27 protein-coding genes and 1 pseudogene are annotated in these 25,762 nt (G+C 45.3%); 16 read left to right on the top strand and 12 right to left on the bottom strand.

From position 1 onward, the window contains the following. Nucleotides 1-250: pseudogene (locus tag ACOJS8_RS12705) on the top strand (M1 family peptidase); the annotation flags it as partial. A 78-nt stretch (nucleotides 251-328) separates the two neighbouring features. Here the strand turns inward: ACOJS8_RS12705 and ACOJS8_RS12700 are convergent. Continuing rightward, complete coding sequence (locus tag ACOJS8_RS12700) at nucleotides 329-733, bottom strand: hypothetical protein (RefSeq protein ID WP_420148913.1); 405 nt, start codon at nucleotides 731-733, stop codon at nucleotides 329-331. 259 nt (nucleotides 734-992) lie between these two features. Here ACOJS8_RS12700 and ACOJS8_RS12695 point away from each other — a divergent pair, with 259 nt between their 5' ends. After that, nucleotides 993-2,384: a cystathionine beta-synthase gene (locus tag ACOJS8_RS12695; protein WP_420148912.1), complete on the top strand. Its 1,392-nt coding sequence runs from the start codon at nucleotides 993-995 to the stop codon at nucleotides 2,382-2,384. Nucleotides 2,385-2,419: 35 nt separating this feature from the next. Here the strand turns inward: ACOJS8_RS12695 and rsgA are convergent, their stop codons facing one another. Beyond that, on the bottom strand, nucleotides 2,420-3,346 hold the full coding sequence (gene rsgA, locus ACOJS8_RS12690; protein WP_420148911.1) for a ribosome small subunit-dependent GTPase A: 927 nt from the start codon (nucleotides 3,344-3,346) through the stop codon (nucleotides 2,420-2,422). Nucleotides 3,347-3,390: 44 nt separating this feature from the next. Then, entirely contained in the window at nucleotides 3,391-4,632 is a 1,242-nt protein-coding gene (locus tag ACOJS8_RS12685; protein ID WP_420148910.1) for a 3-deoxy-D-manno-octulosonic acid transferase, read from the bottom strand. 59 nt (nucleotides 4,633-4,691) lie between these two features. On the opposite strand from ACOJS8_RS12685, the gene ACOJS8_RS12680 reads away from it, so the two are divergent. Together ACOJS8_RS12680 and ytxJ are read left to right on the top strand one after the other, a co-directional pair. Next, nucleotides 4,692-5,000 carry a phosphoribosylpyrophosphate synthetase gene (locus ACOJS8_RS12680; RefSeq protein WP_420148909.1) on the top strand — a complete coding sequence of 103 codons (309 nt, stop codon included), beginning with the start codon at nucleotides 4,692-4,694 and terminating at the stop codon, nucleotides 4,998-5,000. Between the two features lie 60 nt (nucleotides 5,001-5,060). Beyond that, the gene (ytxJ, locus tag ACOJS8_RS12675) at nucleotides 5,061-5,390 is read left to right on the top strand and encodes a bacillithiol system redox-active protein YtxJ (protein WP_420148908.1); all 330 of its coding nucleotides are present in this window, start codon (nucleotides 5,061-5,063) and stop codon (nucleotides 5,388-5,390) included. A gap of 57 nt (nucleotides 5,391-5,447) precedes the next feature. Here ytxJ and folB read toward each other — a convergent pair whose 3' ends face one another. From folB to ACOJS8_RS12660, 3 genes are all read right to left on the bottom strand, one after another. After that, nucleotides 5,448-5,798, bottom strand: a complete 351-nt coding sequence (gene folB / locus ACOJS8_RS12670) for a dihydroneopterin aldolase (RefSeq protein ID WP_420148907.1) — start codon at nucleotides 5,796-5,798, stop codon at nucleotides 5,448-5,450. Nucleotides 5,799-5,833: 35 nt separating this feature from the next. Beyond that, a complete protein-coding gene (locus ACOJS8_RS12665; RefSeq protein ID WP_420148906.1) occupies nucleotides 5,834-6,778 on the bottom strand; it encodes a DivIVA domain-containing protein in 945 nt (314 codons plus the stop codon). A gap of 119 nt (nucleotides 6,779-6,897) precedes the next feature. Next, nucleotides 6,898-7,797 carry a WD40 repeat domain-containing protein gene (locus ACOJS8_RS12660; protein WP_420148905.1) on the bottom strand — a complete coding sequence of 300 codons (900 nt, stop codon included), beginning with the start codon at nucleotides 7,795-7,797 and terminating at the stop codon, nucleotides 6,898-6,900. A gap of 108 nt (nucleotides 7,798-7,905) precedes the next feature. Between ACOJS8_RS12660 and ACOJS8_RS12655 the strand changes: the two genes are divergently transcribed. Beyond that, nucleotides 7,906-8,499, top strand: coding sequence for a 4'-phosphopantetheinyl transferase family protein (locus ACOJS8_RS12655; protein ID WP_420148904.1), 594 nt, complete (start codon nucleotides 7,906-7,908; stop codon nucleotides 8,497-8,499). Between the two features lie 64 nt (nucleotides 8,500-8,563). On the opposite strand, the gene ACOJS8_RS12650 is transcribed toward ACOJS8_RS12655, so the two are convergent. Next, a complete protein-coding gene (locus ACOJS8_RS12650; protein ID WP_420148903.1) occupies nucleotides 8,564-9,439 on the bottom strand; it encodes a transglutaminase-like domain-containing protein in 876 nt (291 codons plus the stop codon). 130 nt (nucleotides 9,440-9,569) lie between these two features. Here ACOJS8_RS12650 and galE point away from each other — a divergent pair, with 130 nt between their 5' ends. The 7 genes from galE (at nucleotide 9,570) to ACOJS8_RS12615 (ending at nucleotide 15,984) form a co-directional block, all read left to right on the top strand. Next, nucleotides 9,570-10,601, top strand: a complete 1,032-nt coding sequence (galE, locus tag ACOJS8_RS12645) for a UDP-glucose 4-epimerase GalE (RefSeq protein ID WP_420148902.1) — start codon at nucleotides 9,570-9,572, stop codon at nucleotides 10,599-10,601. Between the two features lie 54 nt (nucleotides 10,602-10,655). Next, nucleotides 10,656-11,726, top strand: a complete 1,071-nt coding sequence (rfbB, locus tag ACOJS8_RS12640; protein WP_420148901.1) for a dTDP-glucose 4,6-dehydratase — start codon at nucleotides 10,656-10,658, stop codon at nucleotides 11,724-11,726. A gap of 76 nt (nucleotides 11,727-11,802) precedes the next feature. Further along, complete coding sequence (gene rfbA / locus ACOJS8_RS12635) at nucleotides 11,803-12,663, top strand: glucose-1-phosphate thymidylyltransferase RfbA (protein ID WP_420148900.1); 861 nt, start codon at nucleotides 11,803-11,805, stop codon at nucleotides 12,661-12,663. 386 nt (nucleotides 12,664-13,049) lie between these two features. Further along, entirely contained in the window at nucleotides 13,050-13,454 is a 405-nt protein-coding gene (locus ACOJS8_RS12630) for a hypothetical protein (RefSeq protein ID WP_420148899.1), read from the top strand. A gap of 125 nt (nucleotides 13,455-13,579) precedes the next feature. Further along, nucleotides 13,580-14,146: a hypothetical protein gene (locus ACOJS8_RS12625; protein WP_420148898.1), complete on the top strand. Its 567-nt coding sequence runs from the start codon at nucleotides 13,580-13,582 to the stop codon at nucleotides 14,144-14,146. Between the two features lie 301 nt (nucleotides 14,147-14,447). Further along, complete coding sequence (locus ACOJS8_RS12620) at nucleotides 14,448-15,260, top strand: sensor histidine kinase (protein WP_420148897.1); 813 nt, start codon at nucleotides 14,448-14,450, stop codon at nucleotides 15,258-15,260. Between the two features lie 64 nt (nucleotides 15,261-15,324). Further along, nucleotides 15,325-15,984 carry a response regulator gene (locus tag ACOJS8_RS12615; protein ID WP_420148896.1) on the top strand — a complete coding sequence of 220 codons (660 nt, stop codon included), beginning with the start codon at nucleotides 15,325-15,327 and terminating at the stop codon, nucleotides 15,982-15,984. A gap of 54 nt (nucleotides 15,985-16,038) precedes the next feature. Here ACOJS8_RS12615 and ACOJS8_RS12610 read toward each other — a convergent pair whose 3' ends face one another. Next, nucleotides 16,039-16,827, bottom strand: a complete 789-nt coding sequence (locus ACOJS8_RS12610) for an SDR family oxidoreductase (RefSeq protein ID WP_420148895.1) — start codon at nucleotides 16,825-16,827, stop codon at nucleotides 16,039-16,041. 183 nt (nucleotides 16,828-17,010) lie between these two features. Between ACOJS8_RS12610 and ACOJS8_RS12605 the strand changes: the two genes are divergently transcribed. The 3 genes from ACOJS8_RS12605 (at nucleotide 17,011) to ACOJS8_RS12595 (ending at nucleotide 18,960) form a co-directional block, all read left to right on the top strand. Then, the gene (locus ACOJS8_RS12605; RefSeq protein ID WP_420148894.1) at nucleotides 17,011-17,592 is read left to right on the top strand and encodes a LemA family protein; all 582 of its coding nucleotides are present in this window, start codon (nucleotides 17,011-17,013) and stop codon (nucleotides 17,590-17,592) included. 77 nt (nucleotides 17,593-17,669) lie between these two features. Further along, complete coding sequence (locus ACOJS8_RS12600) at nucleotides 17,670-18,104, top strand: TPM domain-containing protein (RefSeq protein WP_420148893.1); 435 nt, start codon at nucleotides 17,670-17,672, stop codon at nucleotides 18,102-18,104. 64 nt (nucleotides 18,105-18,168) lie between these two features. Further along, a complete protein-coding gene (locus tag ACOJS8_RS12595; protein ID WP_420148914.1) occupies nucleotides 18,169-18,960 on the top strand; it encodes a TPM domain-containing protein in 792 nt (263 codons plus the stop codon). A gap of 126 nt (nucleotides 18,961-19,086) precedes the next feature. On the opposite strand, the gene lpcA is transcribed toward ACOJS8_RS12595, so the two are convergent. Then, complete coding sequence (gene lpcA, locus ACOJS8_RS12590) at nucleotides 19,087-19,659, bottom strand: D-sedoheptulose 7-phosphate isomerase (RefSeq protein WP_420148892.1); 573 nt, start codon at nucleotides 19,657-19,659, stop codon at nucleotides 19,087-19,089. 86 nt (nucleotides 19,660-19,745) lie between these two features. After that, a complete protein-coding gene (locus tag ACOJS8_RS12585) occupies nucleotides 19,746-21,524 on the bottom strand; it encodes a hypothetical protein (RefSeq protein WP_420148891.1) in 1,779 nt (592 codons plus the stop codon). A 135-nt stretch (nucleotides 21,525-21,659) separates the two neighbouring features. Between ACOJS8_RS12585 and upp the strand changes: the two genes are divergently transcribed. Next, nucleotides 21,660-22,307 (top strand): uracil phosphoribosyltransferase, encoded by a 648-nt coding sequence (gene upp, locus ACOJS8_RS12580; protein WP_420148890.1) that lies wholly within the window; start codon nucleotides 21,660-21,662, stop codon nucleotides 22,305-22,307. Between the two features lie 85 nt (nucleotides 22,308-22,392). On the opposite strand, the gene ACOJS8_RS12575 is transcribed toward upp, so the two are convergent. Both ACOJS8_RS12575 and ACOJS8_RS12570 read right to left on the bottom strand, forming a co-directional pair. After that, nucleotides 22,393-23,034, bottom strand: a complete 642-nt coding sequence (locus ACOJS8_RS12575) for a LolA family protein (RefSeq protein WP_420148889.1) — start codon at nucleotides 23,032-23,034, stop codon at nucleotides 22,393-22,395. A gap of 152 nt (nucleotides 23,035-23,186) precedes the next feature. Beyond that, nucleotides 23,187-25,757 (bottom strand): DNA translocase FtsK 4TM domain-containing protein, encoded by a 2,571-nt coding sequence (locus ACOJS8_RS12570; RefSeq protein ID WP_420148888.1) that lies wholly within the window; start codon nucleotides 25,755-25,757, stop codon nucleotides 23,187-23,189. Nucleotides 25,758-25,762: the final 5 nt, after the last annotated feature.

Raw genomic sequence — 25,762 nt, 5'->3', positions numbered from 1 at the left:
CTCGCGGTATGATGCCACCAAAAAAGCGCTGGTGATTGATGTTCGTCAGACACAACGTAACGGGAATTTTGTCATTCCGTTGACATTCAGCATTCGGGGCAGCAACGGCCGTGAACTGCAACGTAGCGCCCGCTTACTTATGAACGAGCAAAGCCAGATGTTTACCATCCCACTGGCAACGAAACCCACCACCGTTGTCATCGACCCCGACAATACCGTGCTGATGCGCGCTACGCAAATGGCGAACTAAAAGCGTTTGTTTCTAAAAAATAAAGACAACAGCCACGATCTTGCGACCGTGGCTGTTGTCTTTATTTGTATTAGTGGATTAATTGATTGCGATCGTACGGGTTGGTGTTTGTACGGGTTGAGTCGCTAACGTAACAGGGTAAACGGTTACGTCGTTGCCAGAAGAAAGCTCAACGCTGTAAGTGCCATCCTGAAGATCTGACATATCAAACTGGAAGCGGAAGTTCCCTTGCTTTTTATTGACCAGTTGTCTCGCTAGTACTTTACCATCGGTACCTTTCAGCGAAACGATCATCATCTGACCTGGTGTCCGCTCAACGAATACATTTAATTTGGATGGACTTGCTGCTGGAAATACAGCGGCTTTATACGATTCCGTTGTTACGGTTGGGTTAGCGGCTGTTGGTGTGGTAGCAGCTGTTGAAGCAAATGTAGCTGTGCTCAAAAGCAGAGCTGTTAGTAGTGAATGTGCAAGCGTTTTCATGAGTCGTTCGTATTTGTGTTGTGATGGCGGTTCGCCGTTGTGGTTAAAAAGAATGGCTCAAAGGTATAGCTCGTTAAACATCTCATAAATAGTGGCTTGCATGAAAGCGCAGAACCACGTGTTGAACGGTTGTAAACCCGTGACGAACCGTTACGTAGTCTATAGGCGGTTTTGCCAAACGAACTAATTGATTCCGGCGTTTACTTGAATAAATCATAGTGCGAAACGCCATTACCTGGCTAAACTGCTAAGTACCAACATGAACTACCATACTTCCATTATTGACACTATCGGGAATACACCGCTGGTGAAACTTAACAAAGTCACGAAAGGCATCAAGGGAACAATTTTGGCGAAGGTCGAATATTTCAATCCCGGCAATTCGGTGAAGGATCGTATTGCGGTGCGAATGATCGAAGATGCCGAAGCGCGCGGTTTGCTGAAACCTGGTGGTACGATCATTGAAGGAACGAGCGGTAATACAGGTATGGGATTGGCGCTGGCGGCTATTGCTAAAGGCTACAAGTGCATCTTCACAATGGCCGACAAGCAGTCGAAGGAGAAAATCGATATTCTGCGAGCGGTTGGCGCTGAGGTTGTTGTTTGCCCCACGAACGTAGCACCCGACGATCCGCGCTCGTATTACTCCGTAGCGAAAAAACTCAATCGCGACATTCCGAACTCGTTGTATCCAAATCAATACGATAATTTGGCCAATACAGCAGCTCATTACGAAACGACTGGTCCCGAAATCTGGCGCGATACCGATGGCAAGATCACGCATTTTGCGGCTGGTGTTGGCACGGGTGGTACTATCTGTGGTACGTCGAAATTCCTGAAAGAACAGAATACAAACGTCGTTTCTATTGGTCTTGATACGTATGGTTCAGTATTCAAGAAATACAAAGAAACCGGCATATTCGACGAAGGTGAGATTTATCCGTATATGACCGAAGGGATTGGTGAGGATATTCTGCCGCAAAACGTTGATTTCAGCCTGATCGATCATTTTGTGAAGGTTACGGATAAAGATGCAGCCATTATGGCCCGTCGATTGGCACGAGAAGAAGGTTTATTTGTGGGCTGGTCGTGCGGTACGGCGGTGCATGGCGCGCTGGAATGGGCCAAAGAAAACCTGACTGACGATGATGTTTTAGTGATTCTGTTACCCGATCACGGCACCCGTTATCTCGCCAAGATTTACAACGATACGTGGATGAAAGATCATGGTTTCGTGGAACACCGTGCGTTCAAAACGGCCCGCGACATCATTCATCACAAAAACGGCGGTGCACTGGATCGGCAGTCAGCGTTAACGACGATTGGAGCAGGAGTGTCGGTTAGTCAGGCTATTCAGGTTCTTAATCGTTACGCTATTTCGCAGATTCCCGTGACTGACGAAAACGGACATATTGTTGGCAGCCTCACCGACTCTACCATCCTCAATCGGCTCATCGAGGATCCAAACGTAAAAGACCACGTCGTGAGTGACGTAATGGATAAGCCGTTTAAGTTTGTCGGTTTGGATAACACGATCGATGCGTTATCATCGCTTATCGATCGCGATAATAAGGCGCTTCTGGTGCGCGACGAAAAAGAACAGGTTCACATCATTACGCAGGCTGATTTATTAGCGGCCATGACGAACTAACGTAGCGACGCAATACCTTGCGTCGCTACGAGTGATCACCGCCTGTTATCTTCGCCTTCCATCATGCTGAGATAGCTCATGTAACGGCTTTCAGCAATCTCGCCTTCGGCAACGGCGTCTTTAATCGCGCAACCGGGTTCGTTGATGTGCAGGCAGTTGTGGAAACGACACTGATTTAGGCGCTCACGCATTTCGGGGAAATAATGGCTGATTTCTTCTTTCGACGTATCAATCAACCCTAATTCCTTAATGCCGGGCGTGTCGATAATAAACGTCTCCGGCGCAATCTCGAACATTTCGGCGAAGGTGGTCGTATGCACGCCTTTGTTTGCAAACGTCGACACTTCGTTGGTACGCAGGTTAAGTTCGGGCGCTACGGCGTTGACGAGCGATGATTTGCCAACTCCCGAATGCCCTGACAATAAGGTAACTTTGTGATCGAGTAACTGACGAAACGCATCAACGCCTTCGCCTTCCGTAGCCGACGTAGACAGGCATTGGTAGCCAATCTGTTCGTACATGTCCATGATTTCCTGCTGATACGATAAACCCTCATCGTTCAGAATATCCGTTTTATTGAAGACAATAGTCGTCGGAATCCGAAACGATTCGGCCGACACAAGAAACCGATCGATAAAGCCCAGCGAAGTGCGAGGCAAGGTTAACGTAGCGAGCAGAACTGCCTGGTCGAGGTTTGCCGCCAGGATATGCCCATGCGCTGTTTTATGGACAGATTGACGAATAATGTAATTTTCGCGGGGGGCGATGTCGGTAATGATAGCTGTATTTTCAGCCTCATCTTCCACCTCAAATGTCACCCGATCGCCTACGGCAATAGGATTGGTTACCTTCAGGCCCTTAATCTTGAATTTACCTTTAAGCCGACCCTGAAAGATATGCCCATCCGCATTGCGAACATCATACCAGGAACCTGTAGAACGTATAACTAAGCCTTGATTCAATGTTTAAAGAGCGAAAGAGTAAAGGAGCAAATGATCATTGCCTGTTACTCGGTTATTAGTAAGTGTTTGACAACTTGCATAACCTTAGCCGTGGCACCAATGTTCCGCTGTACGTAGGTACGGCTGATGCGGGCTGCTTCTGAGGAATCTGCATACTGTTTCGAGAAGGAAGCTGTGAACGTCGCTACGTTACTAATTGAGAAAGCAGCACCTTCGTTAACCAAATCGACCGCTTCCTGAAACTTGCTGTATTCGGGCCCAAAGAATAACGGCATACCGAACGTAGCAGCTTCCAGAATGTTATGCAATCCCTGTTTGAACGCCCCGCCAATGTAAGCAAACTCTCCGTATTGATAGAGCGAGGAAAGCATACCCACATTATCGATAAAAAGGACCTGCGCACTACATATAGTATTTTCATTGGCCTTTGAGAAACGGACCGACGGTTTTGCTAGTTGTGTTTGCCAGCGTTCAATTTCATTATCATGGATTTCATGTGGGGCAATGATAACTTTCAGCGATTGATTAAATGTATTCAGAAACGGAATCAGTACGTTCATGTCTTCCGGCCAGGCGCTGCCCACCACTAAAAGAGGTTGGCCATTTTTAAACGTAGCAGCAAGCGGTATTTCTTTTCTGGCGGCTGCTACGTGTGCAACCCGGTCGAAGCGCGTATCGCCAGCCAGCGTTACGTTCGCTATACCAATACGTTTCAGTAGATCAACAGATTCCTGATTCTGAACCAGAATATGATTGAAGGCGTGAAGCATGTTGCGATAGAAGCCGCCGTAAGACTTGAAAAAAAGCTGATCTGGCCGGAAAATGGCGGAAAATGAAAGAATTGGTACGTTAGCCGATTTCAATTCGCGGAGGTAGTTGTACCAGAATTCATATTTAATAAAGAACGCCATTTCAGGTTTTACCAACGAAATAAATTGATGAGCATTGTCAGGCGTATCCGCCGGTAAATACAGGATATAATCAGCTCCTTCGTAGTTTTTTCGCACTTCATAGCCCGAAGGTGAGAAAAACGTCAACAGAATTTTATAAGCTGGATATTGTTTTCGAAAAGCTTCTATCACAGGGCGTCCCTGCTCAAATTCGCCCAGGGAGGCCGCATGGAACCAAACAATCGGCGCTACGTTCCCGGCAAGCTTTTGAGCTAACCCTAGTTCCCAGTTACGTCGCCCTTCAACCCACAGCCGGGCTTTAGGATTGAATGAAGCAACAAGGCGCATTAGAAACTGGAACGTAACAAGGCCAGTATTATAGAATCCGGAAAACAAGCGAATAAGCGGTTGGTTATATTTACAAAGCTACAAACTCACTATCAAATCCATCATTCATGAAAGCTTACGATACACTCACCGAAGCACTTGACGGCTTACGAAAGCAAGGTTTTACACTGGATTACAACCTGAAATCTGATCGACTGCACTGCCAGACCAATAATATCGAGTTGCAGCCCGCTGATTTCGATATTGTAGATGTCTACCGTTTTGAAGGAGAAACTGATCCGGGTGATGAAATGGTATTGTATGCGATTGAAGCTGCTAACGGGGATAAAGGAACTCTGGTTGACGCTTATGGTCCCTACTCGGAGGCTGTATCTCCCGAGATGGCTGAAAAGCTGCGGTATACGCCCGAAAATTGACGAACTTTTCAAGCTACCAAATATGTTTTCGACCAGTAGAATAGAACCTCTATTGGTATAATGAACTGGAATAAATTAACGAGCGACGCTCAACTCGACGCAATTAAAGAAGAGTCAGTAAAGCAGCCTGTGTTGATTTTCAAACACAGCACAAGCTGCTCAATTAGTGCAATGGCTCTTAGCCGGATGGAGCGCAACTGGAACGATCAGCTTGGTGTGAAGCCGTACTACCTTGATTTATTGGCAAATCGGCCTATTTCCAACAAAATTGCGAATCTGTTTGGAATAGAGCATGAGTCTCCTCAGGTACTACTTATTCGTAATGGCGAGTGTATTTACGATGCCTCGCATATGTCGATTTCGTTCGCGGGCTTGCAGCAGGTGGTTTAAATAATAGTCGTTAGTCAATAGTTGCCAGATATTGACGATTATTGACTAATGACTAACTTATTCCTTTAACGTAATTTTTGCCCGGTGGCAAACTCCGCCAATCGGTGGATTAAACTTCGATACGCTAACCTCAACAGACTGCAAATCAGGATATTTTACGCGTATTTGCTGGATAATCTGATGAGCAATGTGCTCGAGTAGCCGAGCGGGTTGTTTCATTACTTCGTTCGTGATACGGTATAAATCCTCATAATTGACCGTAGCGCTCAGCCGGTCGCGCCGGGCAGCTTCTGAGAAATCAGCCGTTACGATAATATCAACAGAGTACTTATTTCCAATCTTTTGTTCCTCATCGTAAAAACCATGATAGGAGAAAAATTCGAGACCTTCTAATGCGATTGTTCCCATACGTATGGTAGCAACGCAGATGACAACTACGTTACTTAAATCTGATCAAAAAATGAACCTCCTTTTTTAGGCTGTGACTCTTCCGCCGATTTGTCAGGAACAGGTTCTGATGCGGGTGTATTTGCTTCTGCCAGAGTAGCAGCCGGTTGTTTATCTTCTAAAATAGTAGCGTCTGTTTCAGATGGAGCTTTCTGATCTGTTTCGGATTGGATGGAGTGCTGAAATGCCTCATCGAGTTTTTCCACAACGGATTCATTAACCGGTATGGCTTCAGGAACGAATGGCTCACGCTGCGTTAAAGGGGGTAAGTCGGCGGCAGAACTGGTTGGTGCTGAGGCTTTAGTTGAATCGTCTGTATCTGGCGATGGCACTTTTTCTGCCGATTTTTTCTGATCGGCCTGCTTTTGCTCTTCCTTGATTTGCATAGCCACTTCGTCGATTTTACCCTTCAGATTCTGCTTGGTAAACTTTTTCTCAAAGCGTTCTACACTGTCGACCGCATTACCGGCGAGGGTGCGGATTTGTATCGCCAAGTTTTCTTTGTAGCCCTCCAGCGCTTTGAAATCGTGTTCCAGCGACTTCAGATCGTTCAGAATATTATCCTTTAAATAGCGTGCCTGATTTTCAGCATCCTGAACCATCAGTGCAGACCGCTTTTTAGCATCAGCCAACAATGCATCCGCTTTTTGCCTGGCTTCACTAACATACTTTTCGCCTGCTTTATTAGCTTGGTCCGTAATTTGCGTGCTTGTGTCTTCTGCCGTTTTCAGCGTTCGGAAGAGCGTCATTTCCACTTCTTTCAGCTTGCCTAGTTCTTTCTCCGCTAGTTCGAGCTGCATTTTCAACATTTTATAATCGCTGGTTATGCGTTCCCACTCTTCGGCTAGTGACGTTAGAAACGAGTCAACATCTTCTGTTTTGTAACCGCGCAATCCCTTTTCAAATGTGTGCTGACGGATTTCGATAGGCGTTATTTTCATTGGTGCGCTAAGGGTTTTGGTCGTTATTGATTGACAGATAGAGGTGAAATAACGCTCATAATACGGATTTTACAAAAAATAGCCGGAAAAATAGGAATATGCTAGCTGATGGTTAATTATCAACTCAGTTGCCAGACTGAAATCGTTCGATCGTCACTAGCCGAAAGCAGCTCCTGCTGGTAATTTGTCCACAGCAATTTATTGACCGACGTACCATGTCCGGCATGACGCGCACGGTCCACAACTTTTAGTAATCGATACGTATTAGCATCCCATATTTTGATCGATTTATCCATACTGGCTGTAGCAAACAAACTATTATCTGGGCTGAATGTCAGGTGATTGATGGCAAACATATGAGCCACTATATCATTTTGCAAAGCATAGTTTTTCTCTACGTCCCAAACCCTCAGGTGAGCGTCGCGTCCAGCTGTGAGCAGATAGCGAAAGTCGGGAGAATACGTAATGGTAAAAACCGAGTTCGTATGAGCGCTGAGGGTATGCTTTAAGGCGTGGGTAGACAGATCGAATATACGCACTACATTATCGCTATAACCAATAGCCATTTCGCGTTCTACTGGATTGATAGCGATACATCTTGCCGCCTTGTCGGAAGCTCTAATATGTTTTTTTACCGCCAGCTGTTCCGTATCGATCACCACAACAACGCCATCAGATAAGGCAATAAAGGCGTCGCTTTTATAGAATTTGATGTCGAAAATAGCCGAGGATGTAAGTTTTAGCGAATTAACTTCTCTTTTATTGACTGTATCGATCAGATGTAAGCCTTCGTAGTTCTGCCCTAGCCATAATAATCGACTGACCGGATGCAGCGCCAGCGCATAAATTGAAGCCGGAACTTTGGCAACCAAATCGCCACGGTCTGGCCGATCAAGATACCAGCGGACCACTAAGCCATCAGCTCCTGCCGAAAAAAATTGATTACTCTCTAAGCCCGTTTCAAGTGCATAAACGCAATCTCTGTGCCCACCAAACGTATCGATTTTTTCTACAACCACAGTAAAAATGGATAAGTTGAAGATCAAAGGTCGTCAATCCTTTCATTTTCTCGAATGACTTCCGACTTTTGATTTGTGACGTATCAAATAGATATAAATAATGAGTGTATGGTTTCACTTCGGGCTATAGTCGAAGATGAAACCACACTTTTAAACGCTCTGTCGCTAACTATTCCGGAGCGTGAAGAGCTAGCCAGTATAACTCACCCAGCCCAACGTATTGAATGGCTGGCGTGTCGATTGGCCGTCCGGCGATTAGTCGAAGCCCAAGGCGTACCTTATGCTGGTCTGCAAAAAGACGAGTTCGGTAAGCCGCATCTAATTGATTCCCCCTGGCATATCTCTTTGTCACATACAACTGGATGGGCGGCTGCTGTGCTCCATCGGTCCCGGCCGGTTGGCATTGATATCGAGCCAATTCGAGACCAATTCAGGCGGGTCGTGCCAAGAGTTCTATCTGATAAGGAAATTACGCACGCAGCCAGCGATCTTAATCGATTGGCGGTTTACTGGTGTGCCAAAGAAGCTCTGTACAAACTATATGGAAAACGTCAGCTTACCTTTCGGGACCATTTACATATAGAACCCTTTGCTGATCATGAAGATCAATTGGTTGGTCATGTGCGTTTGCCCGACCATGAGGAGCAGTTAATGATTCGTTGTTTTCGAACCGGACCGGGTCTTCTGGCGGTGGCGTATTGAGTTAAAAAGTTATAGAGTTGGCAAAGAACTATCCGACTCTATAACTTTATGGCTCTACGACTTTTTACCGTTGCGTATAATCCGACAGGGGTAGCCCATCGCCGTCATCCTGAACAGTTTGGAGGATTCTTTCAACTTCCTGAACCCGCTCAACATCACCATTTTTCTCAAACGCCAGCGTCAAATTACGTAGCACTCGCCGAACGATGTCCGCATTGGTACAAGGTTGATAAAATGTGTCTAACCGGTTGATATTCAGTTGGTCAATATACTGGTCGATGTCTTTCGTTGTGAAAATTAACCCCCGGTTGAATACGTTTATATAAAACTGAACGCCGTTGTTATTTTTATACGTAAGTACGAACAGGTTAGGTAAATTGACGCCATAAACCGGTAAGTTTAAGCGCTTGGCAATGAGCATATACAGTACACATAGCGTAATAGGATTACCACGACGCGATTCGAGTACCTGATTAATCATTGAATTGGCTGGGGAATGAAAATGCTTTGTATTAGGAGCGAATTTCAATTTTGAGAAAAAAGCGCTGTTCATGGCCCTGATCTGCTCATCAGGATGCATATCGGGTTTAAAGTCTACCCATACGTCATAGAACAGTTGCTCTACGTCTTGTTTTAATTTATTAAGGGATAAGTCAGGATACTGATACGTAGCAATGATCCAAAGTCCTTCAAGTAAGTCCATAGCGCCACCGTTTTTCCAGTCGCGCATGCGCTCCAGAACCGATTCGTACTGAAGATCATGAATAATTTCTTCAATACGTTTTTGCAATTCAGGATTAAAACTACCTTCCCACTCAGATTCCAGAAAGGGAATCATCTGCCCACCCATCTGCCGAATTTGTTGTTCGACATGCTCGACTACCTCCTGGTCTTCATCGTCTAAAAGCGAAATCAGCGCTTTCAATTCATTGTCGTTCATGCGTTACAATTAACTTTATTAGGTAACCCCAAAATAAAAACTGTTTCGGAAACCTCCTGAATATACTACTTTTGTCTGGTTTTACGAGTAACGGAAACAAAGTAGCAACAAAATTTTTATAAAAAACGGTTTGACTTCTTCAGGCATTTCCTCCAAAATTCTTGTTACGGGTGGAGCCGGATTTATTGGCTCGCATACGGTCGTTTCATTAGTTAACGCTGGTTTTGAACCGGTTATAATCGATGATTTTTCGAATTCTGAACGTTCAGTTTTAACAGGCTTACGCACAATCTTGGATCGCGACGTAGCATGCTACCCCGTTGATTGCAATGACGAAGGCGAGATGGAACGCATTTTTCAGAGAGAAAAGCCCATCGGTGTGATTCACTTTGCTGCCTATAAAGCGGTTGGCGAATCAGTCGCTGAGCCTTTGAAATACTACCGTAACAATCTCGACTCGTTGCTGCTATTACTGGAACTGATGTCGGCTTTCAAAGTGCCCAATCTGGTCTTCTCATCCTCCTGCACCGTATATGGTCAGCCAGAGCATTTACCAGTAACCGAAGAAACCCCCCGACTACCGGCCCAGTCGCCATATGGCAATACAAAGGCTATAGGAGAAGATATCATTCGTGATGCCGTTCGGGCAAAGGTTCCTGTCAAAGCGTTGGCGTTACGTTACTTTAATCCAATCGGGGCCCATCCGTCGGCTCAAATCGGTGAATTACCCTTGGGCGTTCCGGCCAACTTAATACCATTTATTACGCAGACTGCTGCGGGTATTCGTCCCGGCCTGACAGTGTACGGTGACGACTACAATACGCCTGATGGTACGTGCATTCGCGATTATATCGACGTAATGGACTTGGCTGATGCGCACGTGCAGGCATTGAAGAAACTTATGAACGAAGACACAGCCTGTTCTTATGATGTAATCAATATTGGCACAGGCCGTGGCGAAACCGTATTGAATGTTATTAAAACGTTTGAAGAAACTACGGGCGTTAAAGTGAATTATTCGGTAGGGCCCCGCCGACCAGGTGATGTAGAAAAGGTATACGCAGACGTAACGAAAGCCAATAGCGTATTAAACTGGACAGCCCAACGGTCGTTATCCGAATCATTACGTGATGCGTGGGCGTGGCAAAAAAGATTAGGTTAAACTAGTTTCAGGAAAAAGCTCATTAACTGCACCTGAAATTTGAAACATTGAGTCATGAAAAAAATACTTATCACTGGGGGAGCCGGTTTTATTGGATCTCACGTAGTACGCTTGTTTGTTACGAAATATCCAGAGTACCAGATTTACAATCTTGATGCACTGACTTATGCCGGTAATCTGGCTAACCTGTCAGATATCGAAAATGCTCCAAATTATACATTTATTAAGGGGGATATTACGGATGCGAAATTTCTGGAAGATATGTTCGCTGAGTTATCTCTGGATGGCGTTATTCACCTGGCGGCTGAGTCGCACGTAGATCGATCGATCACCGACCCCATGTCGTTCGTGATGACGAATGTTGTAGGAACGGTAAATCTGCTTAATGCCGCTAAAAATAGCTGGGCTGGCACCGAAGGGGCGTCCGCCTATGAAGGAAAGCGATTCTACCATGTATCGACGGATGAAGTATATGGATCGCTGCATAATCCGGAGGACTTCTTTACGGAAGAAACGTCATATGACCCGCAGTCTCCTTATTCGGCGTCCAAAGCGGCATCGGATCACTTTGTGCGGGCTTATGGTAATACCTACAAGCTACCGGTTGTCTTATCGAACTGTTCGAATAATTACGGACCGAATCATTTTCCTGAAAAGCTGATACCGTTGATGATTCACAACATTCGAAACAACAAGCCATTGCCAGTTTATGGAAAAGGTGAAAACGTCCGGGACTGGTTGTTTGTCGTTGATCATGCCCGGGCTATCGACGCCGTTTTTCACAAAGGAAAATTAGGCGAAACCTACAACATTGGTGGTTTCAATGAGTGGAAAAACATTGATCTTGTTAATCTGCTGTGTCAGATAATGGACCGTAAATTGGAACGCCCTGAAGGAACTTCGGCTAAGCTTATTACATACGTAACTGACCGCGCTGGTCATGATCTTCGTTACGCAATCGATGCCCACAAAATTATGAATGAGCTAGGTTGGGAGCCTTCGCTTCAGTTTGAAGAAGGCCTTGAAAAAACCGTTGACTGGTTTCTGGCCAATCAGGCATGGCTGGACAACGTAACGTCGGGGGCCTATCAGAGTTATTATCAGGGAATGTACGCGAATCGATAAAAGGTAAAGAGCATGGGGCTGAGGGTACATAGCACCAAGTATTCTTAGCCCCATGCCCTCTGCCCCATACCATACTATGAAAGGAATCATACTTGCCGGAGGCTCTGGTACACGTCTTCATCCACTTACACTGGCCGTTTCAAAACAGCTTATGCCTGTTTATGATAAGCCCATGATTTATTACCCCCTGTCTATTCTGATGCTGGCGGGTATTCGCGAAATTCTGATTATTTCGACGCCACACGATTTACCCCACTTTGAAAAATTACTGGGTGATGGAACACGTATTGGCTGTAAATTCAGTTATGCCGTACAGCCCAGTCCCGATGGCCTGGCTCAGGCCTTTATTATAGGTGAAGAATTTATTGGCGATGATAAAGTCGCACTGGTATTAGGAGACAATATTTTTTACGGATCAGGCTTATCAAAGCTGCTTCAGGCTAACAATGATCCTGAGGGGGGGGTTGTTTACGCCTATCAGGTACATGATCCGGAGCGTTATGGCGTCGTTGAGTTTGATGATCAGTTTAACGTACTGTCCATTGAAGAGAAGCCGACAACGCCTAAATCGAACTATGCAGTGCCGGGATTGTATTTCTACGACAATGACGTAGTGGAGATTGCGAAAAACATCAAGCCATCTCCACGAGGAGAGTTGGAAATTACGGACGTGAACCGGGTTTATCTGGAACGCGGCAAATTGAAAGTTGGCGTATTGGATAGAGGCACGGCCTGGCTTGATACGGGTACGTTTGAATCACTAATACAGGCAGGTCAGTTTGTCCATGTAATTGAGGAGCGGCAGGGCTTAAAAATTGGTTGTATCGAGGAAATCGCCTACCGCATGAAATTTATTGATGCTAACCAACTTGCCGACATTGCAAAACCTTTAGTCAAAAGTGGATACGGAGCTTATTTGTTGAATCTGCTGAAATAGAAATCGGTATAATTGATTAGTACAAATAGAAAAAGGCCGAAGCAATTTGCTTCGGCCTTTTTGTTGACCTAACCTATGAGATGAGAAAAATCGTTTTGAATTGGCTCAGCCCGTTACGTTACAAAAGTAACAGATCAATCCAGAGTCTTTGAGCGCAGAAACCCGGATTTTAGGTGTTAATGGCAGAATAGGCAAAAGTCCGCACTTTGGTACGTAGAAATACGTGTTAGAAAATGTATTTTATGGATTAAAAATCTGTAAATGACAATGTTAGCTTCATGTGATATGCTTTCCCTTATGTTGTGTTAAACAAGCATGTGTTGTAGGTTAGAGCCGCTTTCTGACTTTTATCCACCCTTTAGTACGTTGTTCTAAATTTTGTTTGTATGAGTATTTTCACAAAAGATGCTGGCCGTATTCTTGATATACAAGAAACGGAGGCTATGAAGGGCGCTTATCGTAAACGTAAAGTAGAGGTCGGCCTTAAGGCCGATGAATACGTTCAATCTGAATTTTTTGGTATAGAGCAGGTTCAACGCCTGCTAAATTTACCTGGTTGTGTGGGTTTACGGATTCATCAGGCTAAACGTTGGGAGGATGCCAATGGCAGACCATCAGAGGCAGGTGAAGGGCAGCTCATACCCCGCGTACTACTTACGGGGGTTGATGCTAAAGGAAAGGATATACCTATCCTTGACGATAAATCTGGGCTGAAAGACATGCCGGCAGGTGCCGGAAGTATGAGGGCTCTGGGCGACGGCCCTGTGTGTCCACCTCACTGCAAGAATTAAGACGTATTATGTGGGAAACCCTAACAGATCTAATAATTAGTTACCCATTAGATTTTATTTCCCCGCTCTTTGCCTTACTACCTGTATTCGTCGGTTTGCTCCGTGGAAACCATCTAACGGCATCGATGAAATGGGTAGTAATTTTCTTTTTATCTTATTTTTTGAAAGATAGTATTGCCTTAGTGCACAGTCTGAAACGAGAGAACAATCTATATTTATTCAACTTACTGTCATTCTTTGAAATTGGAATTGTTGCTATTATCTACGGGTTTGGCATGCCAAAATACGCGAAGAAATTCCTTTGGTTTGCGGTGGGTTGCCTGGTCATAAATCTACTTTTTTATTCTGGTCAAACTATATCAGTGGGTAATCTGACCCTGACTCGTCTGTTTATAATTATCACGGTACTTATATATCTCAACAATCTACTTAATGAAGCATTAATACGTAACATTCTACGGCATGACCTATTCTGGGTGAGTGCCGGTTTGTTGCTTTATGCAGCTGGTACCTTCTTTATCTTTCTATTTGGAAAAGACCTGTTCAATTTTGGAGCTGCATCGGCTTACGAAACGTTCGATTTTTACTGGAATTTTCAGGAGATCATATTCATTATTTTCTGCGTTCTGGCTACCATTGGGTTACATTTTAGCGAAGCAGGCGATCATTCAAATCTGGTCAGCAATGACTGACGATTACCTGTTTTTGATAAATCCCCTATGCTACACCAAAGGAGTTGCCTCGGACATTTTTCTTTGTGAAAGATTAAAAGGCCGAAGGGGCCAGACATGAGATCGGTTATGATAGGGATTAATCCATTATTTTAAGAAATACGGCGCTCTGTATCGCATAGCGTGGTAGTATCTTTCCCGTGGCTTTTATTGCTGGCATATGTTGCCATTTACTCAATTGTAAAGGCAAAGGATTGGTATTCAGGCTATATTTAGTCAATTTTACTTTAATCGCACTCAACTCGAACTATAAATAATTCTAATGTCAATTGATTCCAGTTTTATGATTGCCGTTGGTACGGCTGTGTTGCTGATGATGGCTGTATTCATCATCATCTTCGTGGCGTATTATCAGCAAAAACAGGCAAAACAACAGCTGGCTCTTAAAGAACTACAGGCACAACACCGACGCGAACTTATGGCTGCTACGTTCCGGGGGCAGGAAGAAGAGCGAAAACGTCTGGCCGAAGACATGCATGACGGTATCGGAACGATGTTATCGATTACTAAAATGAGTTTGAATCAGTTAGAACAGAAACTGGGAGGGGAACTGCAGGTAGGTTTTGAGTTTCAGAAAACCAGATCAATGATCGATGAAACGATGACTAATGTTCGACGTATCAGTCGGAATCTGGTTCCTACAACACTTGAACGGTTCGGGTTGCTGGCTGCGCTGGAAGAACTAGCCGATCGGGCCACTGATGGCGATCTGGAAGTGCAGTTAAATTACCCCGAGACGCCTGTACAATTACCTGCTCCTCTTGAGTTAATGCTTTACCGAATTACGCAGGAACTGGTGAATAATGCGATTCGACATGCACGGGCTGAACACATTACGATTCAGCTTATCTGTTTCGATAATGAGGTGCGCTTGTCGGTTGTTGACGATGGAATTGGCTTTGATTTCGACGCGATTATGGAGAATCGACAGGGGGGGCTCGGATTGCGAACCATAGAGAGCCGTCTTAACGTAGTAAATGGGCACGTAACGTTCGACGTAGCGCCCGGCCGTGGCTCGCAGATTCATGTACAAGTAGGGCTTCGCGATGCGCAGCCTGTCGATTTATTGAGTTAATTTGTTTGCTGTATAGCCGCTGACTGCGACTAATTATGCATCGACCTTTAACTCTTGCTACTCTATGCGAAAAATTAAACTGGCTCTCTGCGACGACCATACGTTGTTTCGCGTCGGCATGGCCACCATTCTTGGGCAAATCCAGGATTTTGAACTAATTCTGGAAGCAGGAAATGGGCAGGAACTGATTGACAAAATAGCCCGTAAAACGCCTGATGTTGTTCTACTTGATTTGCAGATGCCGGTTATGGACGGCACCGCTACTGCCGACTACATGCGCGAGCATTATCCACTGATAAAAATCGTTGTGCTGACTATGCATGATGAAGATCGTATGGTGCTGCATTTGTTGGAAAAAGGCGTTAGTGGTTATTTACTCAAAGATGCAGAAGCTGGAGAAGTAGAGAAAGCAGTTCGAAAAGTAATGGATGAGGGCGTCTATCTGAACGAGTTCGTTTCGAAGGCAATGCTACGTAGAATGACAAATAAGCGGGAAGTGATGAAGCCTGTGAATGCGTTCTACAATAGTAAAATTCTTTTATCTGAACGTGAAAAAGAAGTGCTTTCGCTAATCTGTGAAGGGCTGTCGACCAATGAAATCAGCGAAAAAATATTCCTGAGTCCCCGTACTGTTGAGGGGCACCGACTACGTATTCTTGAAAAAACTGGTACCAAAAATACAGCGGGTATGGTAGCCTATGCGTTTAAAAACAGTTTGGTATAACTTGTAAGTCTACCATTTAATGTCACTTTCGCTCATTCTGCGCTGATAACTTATCTAGAGGCTTCCTGTTCTGCCACCATCAACTGGTACATTAATACCGTTAATTGAGGCCGCTGCAGGTGTGCAAAGAAACGCCACCGCTGAGGCTACCTCCTCCGGCGTTACAAAACGTCCGGTAGGAATTTCACTTTTCATTTGAGCCGCAATTTCATTCTCTGTTTTACCTGATGATTTGGCACGCATACTTAGCATCGATTCCAGTCGAGCCGTTTCAGTGTAACCGGGTAGTACGTTATTGATCGTAATGCCGAAGGAAGCAATTTCCAGCGACAGTGTTTTGGCCCACTGTGCTACTGCCCCACGAATTGTATTTGAAACGCCTAACCCAACAATTGGCTGCTTAACTGAGGTAGAGATAATATTGACGATACGTCCGTAGCCAGCTCGTTTCATTGCTGGAAAAGCTGCCTGAACCAAAGTTTGGTTGTTAACAAGGTGATTATGAAAAGCCTGTATGAATTCCTCCGGCTTAGCTTCTACGATTGGCCCCCCGGCCGGACCACCCGTATTATTTATAAGAATTTCCAGGTCAGGAAATCTGTATAAATAATCAGTAATCCCTTTTTTCACAGCATTCGGTTGGCTGAAATCAGCTACGATGTAACGATGGGTTTGATCGCTCTTGGTGGTTAGATCTGCCAAAGCCCTTTTTAAGGCTTCTTCATTTCGAGCCATAAGCACTACGTTAGCGCCTAACAGAGCCAATTCGACTGCCGTAGCACGCCCAATACCTTGCGTACTTCCACAAACAAGGGCCGTTTTCCCGGTTAAATCAAGATTCATTACGTTGACGTTGGTTGAAAGTATATAGTGGAAAGACTGGTAGGAAAAGTAGCGTATACCAGTCATCAATACAAATGCCCAAACAAAAATGACAAAAGTACCGTTGACGTAGTTTTACGTAAACTAATTTGTAGTTTTGGCCAACTTTGAAAGTAACACTAACCATTTGCATTCCCACAAGCTATGTCAAAGACATTAATTATTGTGATCGTTGTTGCCCTCATTCTGGGCATGTACGGCTGTAGTTCCTATAATGGCTTGGTTCAGAGTGATACCAGCGTACAGGAAAAATGGGCACAGGTTCAGACGCAGTACCAACGACGTGCCGACCTGATTCCTAACCTGGTACGGACAGTGCAAGGGGCCGCTAATTTCGAAAAAAGTACCCTAACTGCTGTTATTCAGGCTCGCGCGAATGCGACAGGAATCAAACTAAATGCGGATCAGCTGACACCAGAAAATATCCAGAAGTTCCAGGCTGCGCAGGATCAGCTGAGTGGTTCTTTGTCGAGGCTGCTGGCCGTTGCCGAAAGCTACCCGAATCTGAAAGCAAATCAGAATTTTTCGGAATTGCAGGCGCAGTTAGAAGGAACGGAAAATCGCATTGCTGTATCCCGGAATGATTTTAATGGGGCTGTGAAAACGTACAATCAATCGGTACGTTCGTTCCCCAATAATATCTTCGCTGGGATTTTTGGATTTCCTGTGAAAGGTTTCTTTGAAGCCTCGCAAGCTGCTCAGAGCGCTCCAACGGTACAATTCTAAAAGCAGGGATGGTAAGGAGTAAAGAGTGGTTCTGATAAGCTACTCGGTCGCCCTTGCCATCCCTGTGGCCTTTTCTCATGCCAACCAACATTTTTACTCCTGACGAGCAACAACAGATTGTGGATTCTATACGACAGGCCGAAAAAGCTACGTCGGGGGAGGTTAGGGTACACATTGAACCTAACTGCCCAAATTCTGATCCAGTTGAACGAGCGATAGAAGTATTTGCTCGGTTAGGTATGCATCAGACAAAAGAGCGTAATGCCGTTTTATTTTATCTGGCGCATACTGACCGAAAATTCGCTATCGTGGGTGATAAAGGGATTGATGCAAAAGTCCCTGCTGATTTTTGGGAAACAACGAAAGACTTATTACGTCGTCACTTTGCTGCCGGGCAGTATTCTAAGGGTTTAAGTCTGGGTATTCAGCGGGCTGGTGAACAACTGAAACTGTATTTCCCGTACGCCAGCAATGATAGCAACGAACTCGCCGATGATATTTCGTTTGAATAATACTGACGTGAACGTACTCCATTTTACTAGTCATATCATCCGAACACTACGTATCGGTTTGCTTATGCTATGGTTTGTTCTACCAGCTGGTTTGCAGGCGCAGGACGTAGCTACAGACAACGGTACAACGACTGATACGGCTATTCCAGACAAACCAAATCCACCTCGTCTGGTCAACGACTTTGTGGGTATTCTGAGCAGTTCGGAGCGATCGCAACTGGAGCAAAAACTGCGCGCTTATAATGACTCAACGTCAACACAGATTGTTGTTGTTATTGTTAGAACCACAGAGCCTTACCCTATTGGCGATTTTGCATTTCAGGTGGGTCGGAAATGGGGTGTTGGGCAACAAGGGAAAAACAATGGTCTAGTGCTGACTTGGGCTACCCAAACACGTAAGATATTTATTGCGACTGGCTATGGTTTAGAAGGAGCGATTCCAGATGCCATTGCGAAACGAATCATTAGCAATACAATTGCTCCTGCTTTCAAACAGCAGCAATATTACCAGGGGCTGGATGAAGGTACCAATGAGATTATTCGACGGGCGAGTGGCGAGTACAAAGCCGATCCCAGCGAGGATAATGGTGAAGAAGAAGGAGCTGGTACCTTTTTTATTGTATTAATTATCTTTCTAATCATCATTTTCATTATCGCTCGCAGAAACCGGGGTGGTGGCGGTGGTAATCGTAACCGGGGTGGTGGCTGGATACCTCCTGTCTTTTTTCCAACATCAACTTACTCTGGCTGGGGTAGTTCTGGAGGTGGCTGGAGCGGTGGAGGAAGTAGTGGCGGTGGATTTGGTGGTTTTGGTGGTGGTAGTTTCGGCGGGGGCGGTGCTGGAGGAGATTATTAAACGGAATTACACCAACTTTTTACGGATATATCGAAGTAAGTCAAGATTAACAGGGTTGAAGCGGTTAAATACAGGATACGGCTGTGGGTATTCTTTAAGCAGTTCAACCCTATTAATAATTCCGCCTTAAACAACCTGTTTTTCGATAAGCAGGATGAATAAGTGAATCACTTTAATATGAATTTCCTGGATACGATCAGCGTATCCGAAGTGTGGTACCCGAATTTCGACGTCAGCCTTACCTGCGAGTTTTCCACCGTCTTTACCCGTTAGCAGCACAACTTTCATCCCTTTCTGTCGGGCTGCCTCTACTGCACGAATTACGTTAGCCGAATTGCCACTTGTGCTTAATCCGAGCAACACATCTCCTGCATTACCCAGCCCTTCTACAAAGCGCGAAAACACAAATTCATAGCCGTAGTCATTGCTAACGCAGGAAAGATGGCTAACATCCGAAATCGCAATAGCGGCTAATGAACGACGATCGTCACGATAACGTCCGGAAAGCTCTTCTGCAAAGTGCATAGCATCGCAGTGTGAGCCGCCATTACCGCAGGAGATAATTTTATGCCCACCTTTAAGCGCGTCGGCCATAAGAATAGCTGCCTGTTCAATAGCCGAAAGATGAGCCGGGTTACTTAAGAATGTATCTAATACGGACTGTGCTTCGGTCAGTTCGTTACGTATGATGTCAAGCATTAATAGAATTATAAAGTCTTAATAAGGTTGCAAAGTTACAGAGTTTGTCTCTACCGTATCACAGCTCTGTTACGATACAAGTGTGGTTAGAATACCCAGTTTCGGTACGGAATATTCCAGCGTATTCCAAAACTGGCAACCTGGTCCGTGTAGCTTTCCGGGCGATACTGACTATCCTGGAACCGGTATAGGTAACGACCTTCCAGAAAAACGTTGTGCCGAATCATGTATGATCCCCGCACATCCAGATACGTAATGACCGTTTTACGACCTTGTCCAATAAAGTTTCCTTCGCTGCGGTAGCGGCTATTGTAGTCTTTCAGGATATTGCCACCGTAATTAATATCAGGAGACGTATCCGCTCCGTACATCATCACACCAAAAATTCCATTAACCGATAGGCGGTTACGCTGATAACGAACAATGCCCAGCCCTTCCAGGAAATTGGCACCTAATGGATGAGCCAGCGGTTGGTTATAATTTGCGTAATTCGTCTGCCCCGAATTGGCAATACGTGAAGATTCATGGGAATAAGTAAACGGACGAGCCAGATTTAACTCAGCCTGTAAATCAAGATTAGGTACGTTAAAGGCGTCAATGTATTTACCGCCAACCTGTATGGCAAACTTATTCGTCCAATCTCCTCTGCCTTCTCTGAGCGCACTTATCCGGAACTCGTCAATCATTAATTGACTGTAGACCATAAACTGCGAGAGAAAGTTGGCTTTGAAGTCAAGACCAATCATCGCGTTATCAGAACTACCCTGACTCGACTCAACGTAGCGATACAGGATAATTGGGTTTAAATAACTTATATCGAACCGATCCCGGCTGAATACTTCTGCTTCAAATATTCCCAAGTTCATTCGGTCGTTTAGATTGATGCTTAAATGGTGAATCGCCGTGAACTTTTGCGGAATGAAACGTTCGCCCTGAGGCAGAGGAACCTGCTTATTTTGAAGGGTTGAAAAAAGATTTGTGTATTGAATGCGTTTACCCAAACGAGTCGATAGCTTTAAAAACAGAGCTGGAGGGGTATTATCAGACAACAGCAGTGAACGAAAGCCATTACCGAAGAAATTACGATCATGGCCAAATTGAATGTTAATGACTTTGAGGGCATTGAGTGTGATGTAGCCTCGTGCTGATAAATAATCGACGGCGCCAGTAGACCCAAAAGGTTTAACAAAACCTTCACCCGGTGCTGAATTTGTAGAATCTCCGGAGTAAATCTGGCCATATTGCCGAACGTATTCCGGATAAGCCGCTTGCGTATCAGAGAAAAACGTATAAAAACCTAATTTGCGACCGATCGATCCCCGAATTTCAAGACCTCGCGTGTTCACAAATAGCATACGTTGACCACTGGTGAGCGCTTGCGAATCGCCGGAATTGCCCTCAAACCCAAGCCCAACATAAACAGCCGGATTAATGTGTAAATCGACGTCAGGCGTTTGCAGGTTATAGAAGTCTGCCTTTTTTTGAAAAAAATGCGTTAAAAAAGGCGCGCGGCTGTCGCCTGGAGCCGCTGGTTGACGCACATTTTTGGCGAATGGGTCCAGGCTCAATGAATCCTTCGGGTCGACCCATTCCCAACTGTCATTCCGCAAATAATCAAAATTAAAGTAATCCGAATCCGAAAATCCCCGCCCTGGATGTGACAGTAAGCTATCCGTCAACTGAATCACGCTTTGCCGGTTATATGGCTTGACCGTACTATGAAAGCCATCAGCCCATCGGTTCTGGCGGATTTCGAGCCGATCAATGATATGATAGTAATCGGCGTTAAGAGGGATAAAAGGGCTTTGGGCCCGAGCAACTAGCGAAAGTAGGAAGAAACAGAAAACGTAAACGTAGCAGCGCATGTAAATTACCGACTGTCGAGCCCGTTGTGTCTTATTTAAAAACGTAGTGGACCAATTGAATCGGTTAAATTAGGCAATTGGTTTGGATATACGCTAACCTTGCGGCTAATTTAGAGCGAACGAACTCCTCACTCTATGTTTGTCTTTGCCCAGCAGTCTTCCTTGGCTAATCAGTTTATGGCCGAATTACGTAGCGTTTCTATTCAGCAGGATCGATTACGATTCAGGCGCAATCTGGAACGTCTTGGCGAATTGATGGCTTACGAAATTTCTAAGAAACTATCGTATCAGAACGTAGCTGTAGAGACTCCGCTTGGTACTGCGAATACACAGGTACTCCGTCAGCAACCCGTTCTGGCTACTATTTTGCGGGCAGGGCTACCTTTTCATCAGGGATTTGCCAATTATTTTGATCGTGCTGAGAATGCATTTGCGGGTGCTTACCGAGGTTATGCGCCCGACGGACATGATGAATTTGAAATAGCAATGGACTACATTGTTAGCCCCGATCTAAGCGGTAAGGTTCTGATTCTTTGCGATCCAATGCTAGCCACTGGACGCTCGCTGGAAAAAGTGTATCATGCCTTACTACGTTACGGAATTCCGGCTCAAACGCATATTGCAGCCATTATAGCCAGTCCAGAGGGGGTTCGCTACGTTCAACAGCGGTTGCCTCAGTGCCACCTCTGGTTGGGTGCCATTGACGATCATCTCAACGAACATTTTTACATTGTTCCCGGACTGGGCGATTCCGGTGATCTGGCCTTCGGAGCGAAGGTATAAAAAGTATTAGTCGTTAGTCAGGAGTCGCCAGTAACTGATGTTGGCGATAACTGACTAACGACTAACGACTAACGACTAACGAGTGCTATCGTAAGTCGACTACCTCAACGCCTGGGTACTTTGCCTTGTCAAATACAAAGAGTGAATCTGGTACGTTTACGTTAGGAGTAAACTTGGTAATGGTATACGAAGTGCGTTTGCCATCTTTATTAACGATCAGCCAGCTACGCACAGATTTATCTGCCTTGTCAACCGAAATCTGTATGGTTGACACTGGACTCTTCGGGCGATTTGGGGTTAGCTCAATGACTTCAACGGTGCGGCCGCCCTGTTTTTGCTCCTTCAAAAAGCGATAGTCAAAGCCACGCTTGTAGATCGTATAAATCTGGGTTGGATTTAATTCGCTGGTAGCCCCGCCTTCATAATCCTGAACGTTGACTTCGTTAGATTCCTTAATGTAGGTAGACATTGTTTTACCATCCGTGAAAACCTCCTGACCACCTAATACCAAACGAAATTTCTCATTCTTAACCGTCAGGTCACCTTTCAGCGATTCCTTGGCGCCAGCGCCAGCGCTCGTATACGTAAACGCTGCCTGATACGATTTCAGCGATTGATACTTTTTACTCATCGCGTCCAGAATCTGCTGCGCCCGTTTGTCTTTCTGGGCAGCAGCAGGTAGCGTTATACATAACGCCAAAGCTAGCATCCATGCTATTTTCTTCATTTTTATATGTGTTACTCGTAAATGCAAGATTTAAAGTCGCCTTCTGAGAGTCTTTGTTTTAATAATAGAGACTAGAAAACGCTGTAAAAGTTTAATTCGACAAGGTAACTGAGTCTGTCTTCTCCAGGGAGAAAAGTAGAGAAGCTGGCAGGCTATTCTCCTTTCAACCGCTTGAGCATTTCTTCAAGCATTTGCAGATCCGATACTAATACGTCACGGGCTTTACTACCTTCAAAAGGGCCAACAATCTTCGCTGCTTCCAATTGATCGACCAACCGACCGGCGCGGTTATAGCCAAGTTTCAACTTACGCTGAATCAACGACGTACTACCTTGCTGATGGATAACAATGAGCCGGGCTGCTTCATCAAACATTGGGTCCCGATTACCAAGATCGACGTCTTTGTCGTCATTCTGTCCACCTTCATCTCCGACAAACTCCGGTAAAGCATACGCATCGTCGTATCCTCGCTGATTACCCACGAATTCGCAAAGCTCTTCGATTTCATTTGTATCGACAAAGGGGCACTGAAGGCGTATTATGTCCGAATTTGACGATAGCAGCATGTCCCCCTGACCAACCAACTGTTCAGCTCCGCCCGTATCTAAAATGGTTCGGGAGTCGATCTTGGACGTAACTTTAAAAGAAAGCCGCGCCGGGAAATTGGCCTTAATCAGGCCCGTTATTACGTTTACAGAAGGACGTTGCGTAGCAACAACCAAATGAATACCAATGGCTCTGGCTAACTGCGCCAAGCGTGCAATAGGCTGCTCAACTTCTTTCCCGGCTGTCATCATCAGATCTGCTAACTCGTCAATAATCAGAACGATATAGGGCAGAAATCGGTGGCCCTTTTCAGGGTTAAGACGCCGTTTTACAAACTTCGCATTGTACTCCTTTAGATTCCGACTGCCTGCGTCTTTGAGCAGATTATATCGATTATCCATCTCAATACAGAGCGAGTTCAAGGTATTAACCACCTTCTTCGTATCAGTAATAATAGGCTCTTCAGAATCAGGTAGTTTCGCCAGAAAATGCCGCTCCAGTTTGTTGAACAACGTAAGCTCTACTTTTTTAGGATCGACTAAAACGAGCTTCAGTTGCGAAGGGTGCTTCTTATAAATCAGCGATGTGAGCAGTACGTTCAAGCCGACGGATTTCCCTTGTCCGGTAGCTCCGGCCATCAGCAAGTGCGGCATTTTAGCCAGGTCTGCTACGTAAATGTCATTCGATATAGTCTTGCCAAGCACTACAGGCAGATCGTATTTGCTGCTGTTGAATACATCGCTGGTAATAACCGACCGCATCGAAACCATTTCCCGATTCTTGTTAGGCACTTCAATACCGATGGTTCCCATGCCGGGCATAGGCGCGATGATACGTATTCCAAGCGCCGACAGGCTCAAGGCAATGTCATCTTCCAGGCTTTTGATCTTTGAAATTCGGACGCCTTTGGCAGGAACAATCTCGTATAACGTAACAGTAGGGCCAATTGACGCCTGAATGGAATCAATTTCGATACCAAAGTTGCGTAGCGTAGTTTCGATACGTTCCTTGTTGGCCGTTAGTTCGTCGTCAGACACATTGGCCTTTCGGTTGTTCTGGTAGTCCACCAGCAAATCGTTGGTAGGATACTGATATTGCGGCAGATCAAGCGTTGGGTCGTACAACCCATGAACCGCTACCAGATCGTCGTCTTCAAACGGATCTGGTTCGAAGGCCGATACCGGAGGGGGAGAAGGTTCATCATTAACAGAATTGTCTGTGCCTGTAGTTAACGCATCCCGATTTTTAATGGTTAAGGTAACTCCCGTTGTTGGAATAATAGAATCTGTTACAGCTACTTTCTCATGAACAGTTTCTTGGGGCACTACTTCGTTGGTAGGCGTATCTGCGAAGGAGACAGGTTCGGGTTTTGCTTCTGGGTAATCGTTCTGCTCATACTCTTCGTCGTCTAAAGCGATCTCACTTTCCTCGTACGTTTGGAGAGGGCTGTCGTTGCGTTTCTGGGAGTTGGCTTGATTTAACGTAGATAAATCTGGCAGTTTAATATTTCGTACATCGAAAAAATAGACGACAAAAAAGAAAAGCAGAAAAGCAATAAAGGCTAGATTTCCCCAGCCAAACAGACCATATAGTGCTACGTTGATTTCGTATCCGATACCGCCACACCATATGCTTGCCGTTTCGGCAGAGTTGGTTACGAGTACAATATAGCCTAATATTAAACTACACCAGACTGCAGCAAATAGTAATGCCGTTGTGGTGCGGCTCAGGGGTAAAAGCTCATAACCAAAGGTTAATTTAAAGCCTGCCAGAAAAATAATAAATGGTAAAGCCAGAGCCCCTACGCCAAACCATCGAAAAACAAAAACATGCGCCACGTAGGCACCAACCAGCCCGACCCAATTGCGGGTTTCGGTGGCTGCTTCTGCCAGTGGTTGCGTAAAAGCAGCGCCTACTACGCTCTGATCGGCAGCGCCATTCAATAGGTATGATATAAAAGCAACCAGCAAACCAATTGCCAGACCCATCAACAAAACACCCAGGGTCAAGGTTGATCGCTGATCCGTGAACCATCGGTCGATAGCCGCTCCCCAATTGAACGCAGGCCGACGAGGGCCACTACCTGATGAGCCATTATTCAGGCGGGGGCGGGGTTCAGTACGTTCGACAGGGCGTCGGAGAGTATTCTGGCGTGGAGATGTCGTCGGTTGTGCCATGCGTT

The organism is Spirosoma sp., from assembly GCF_048594605.1.
GTDB lineage: Bacteria > Bacteroidota > Bacteroidia > Cytophagales > Spirosomataceae > Spirosoma.
Note: the sequence above shows the minus strand (reverse complement) of the source record. Positions and strands in the feature narration are given on the sequence as shown.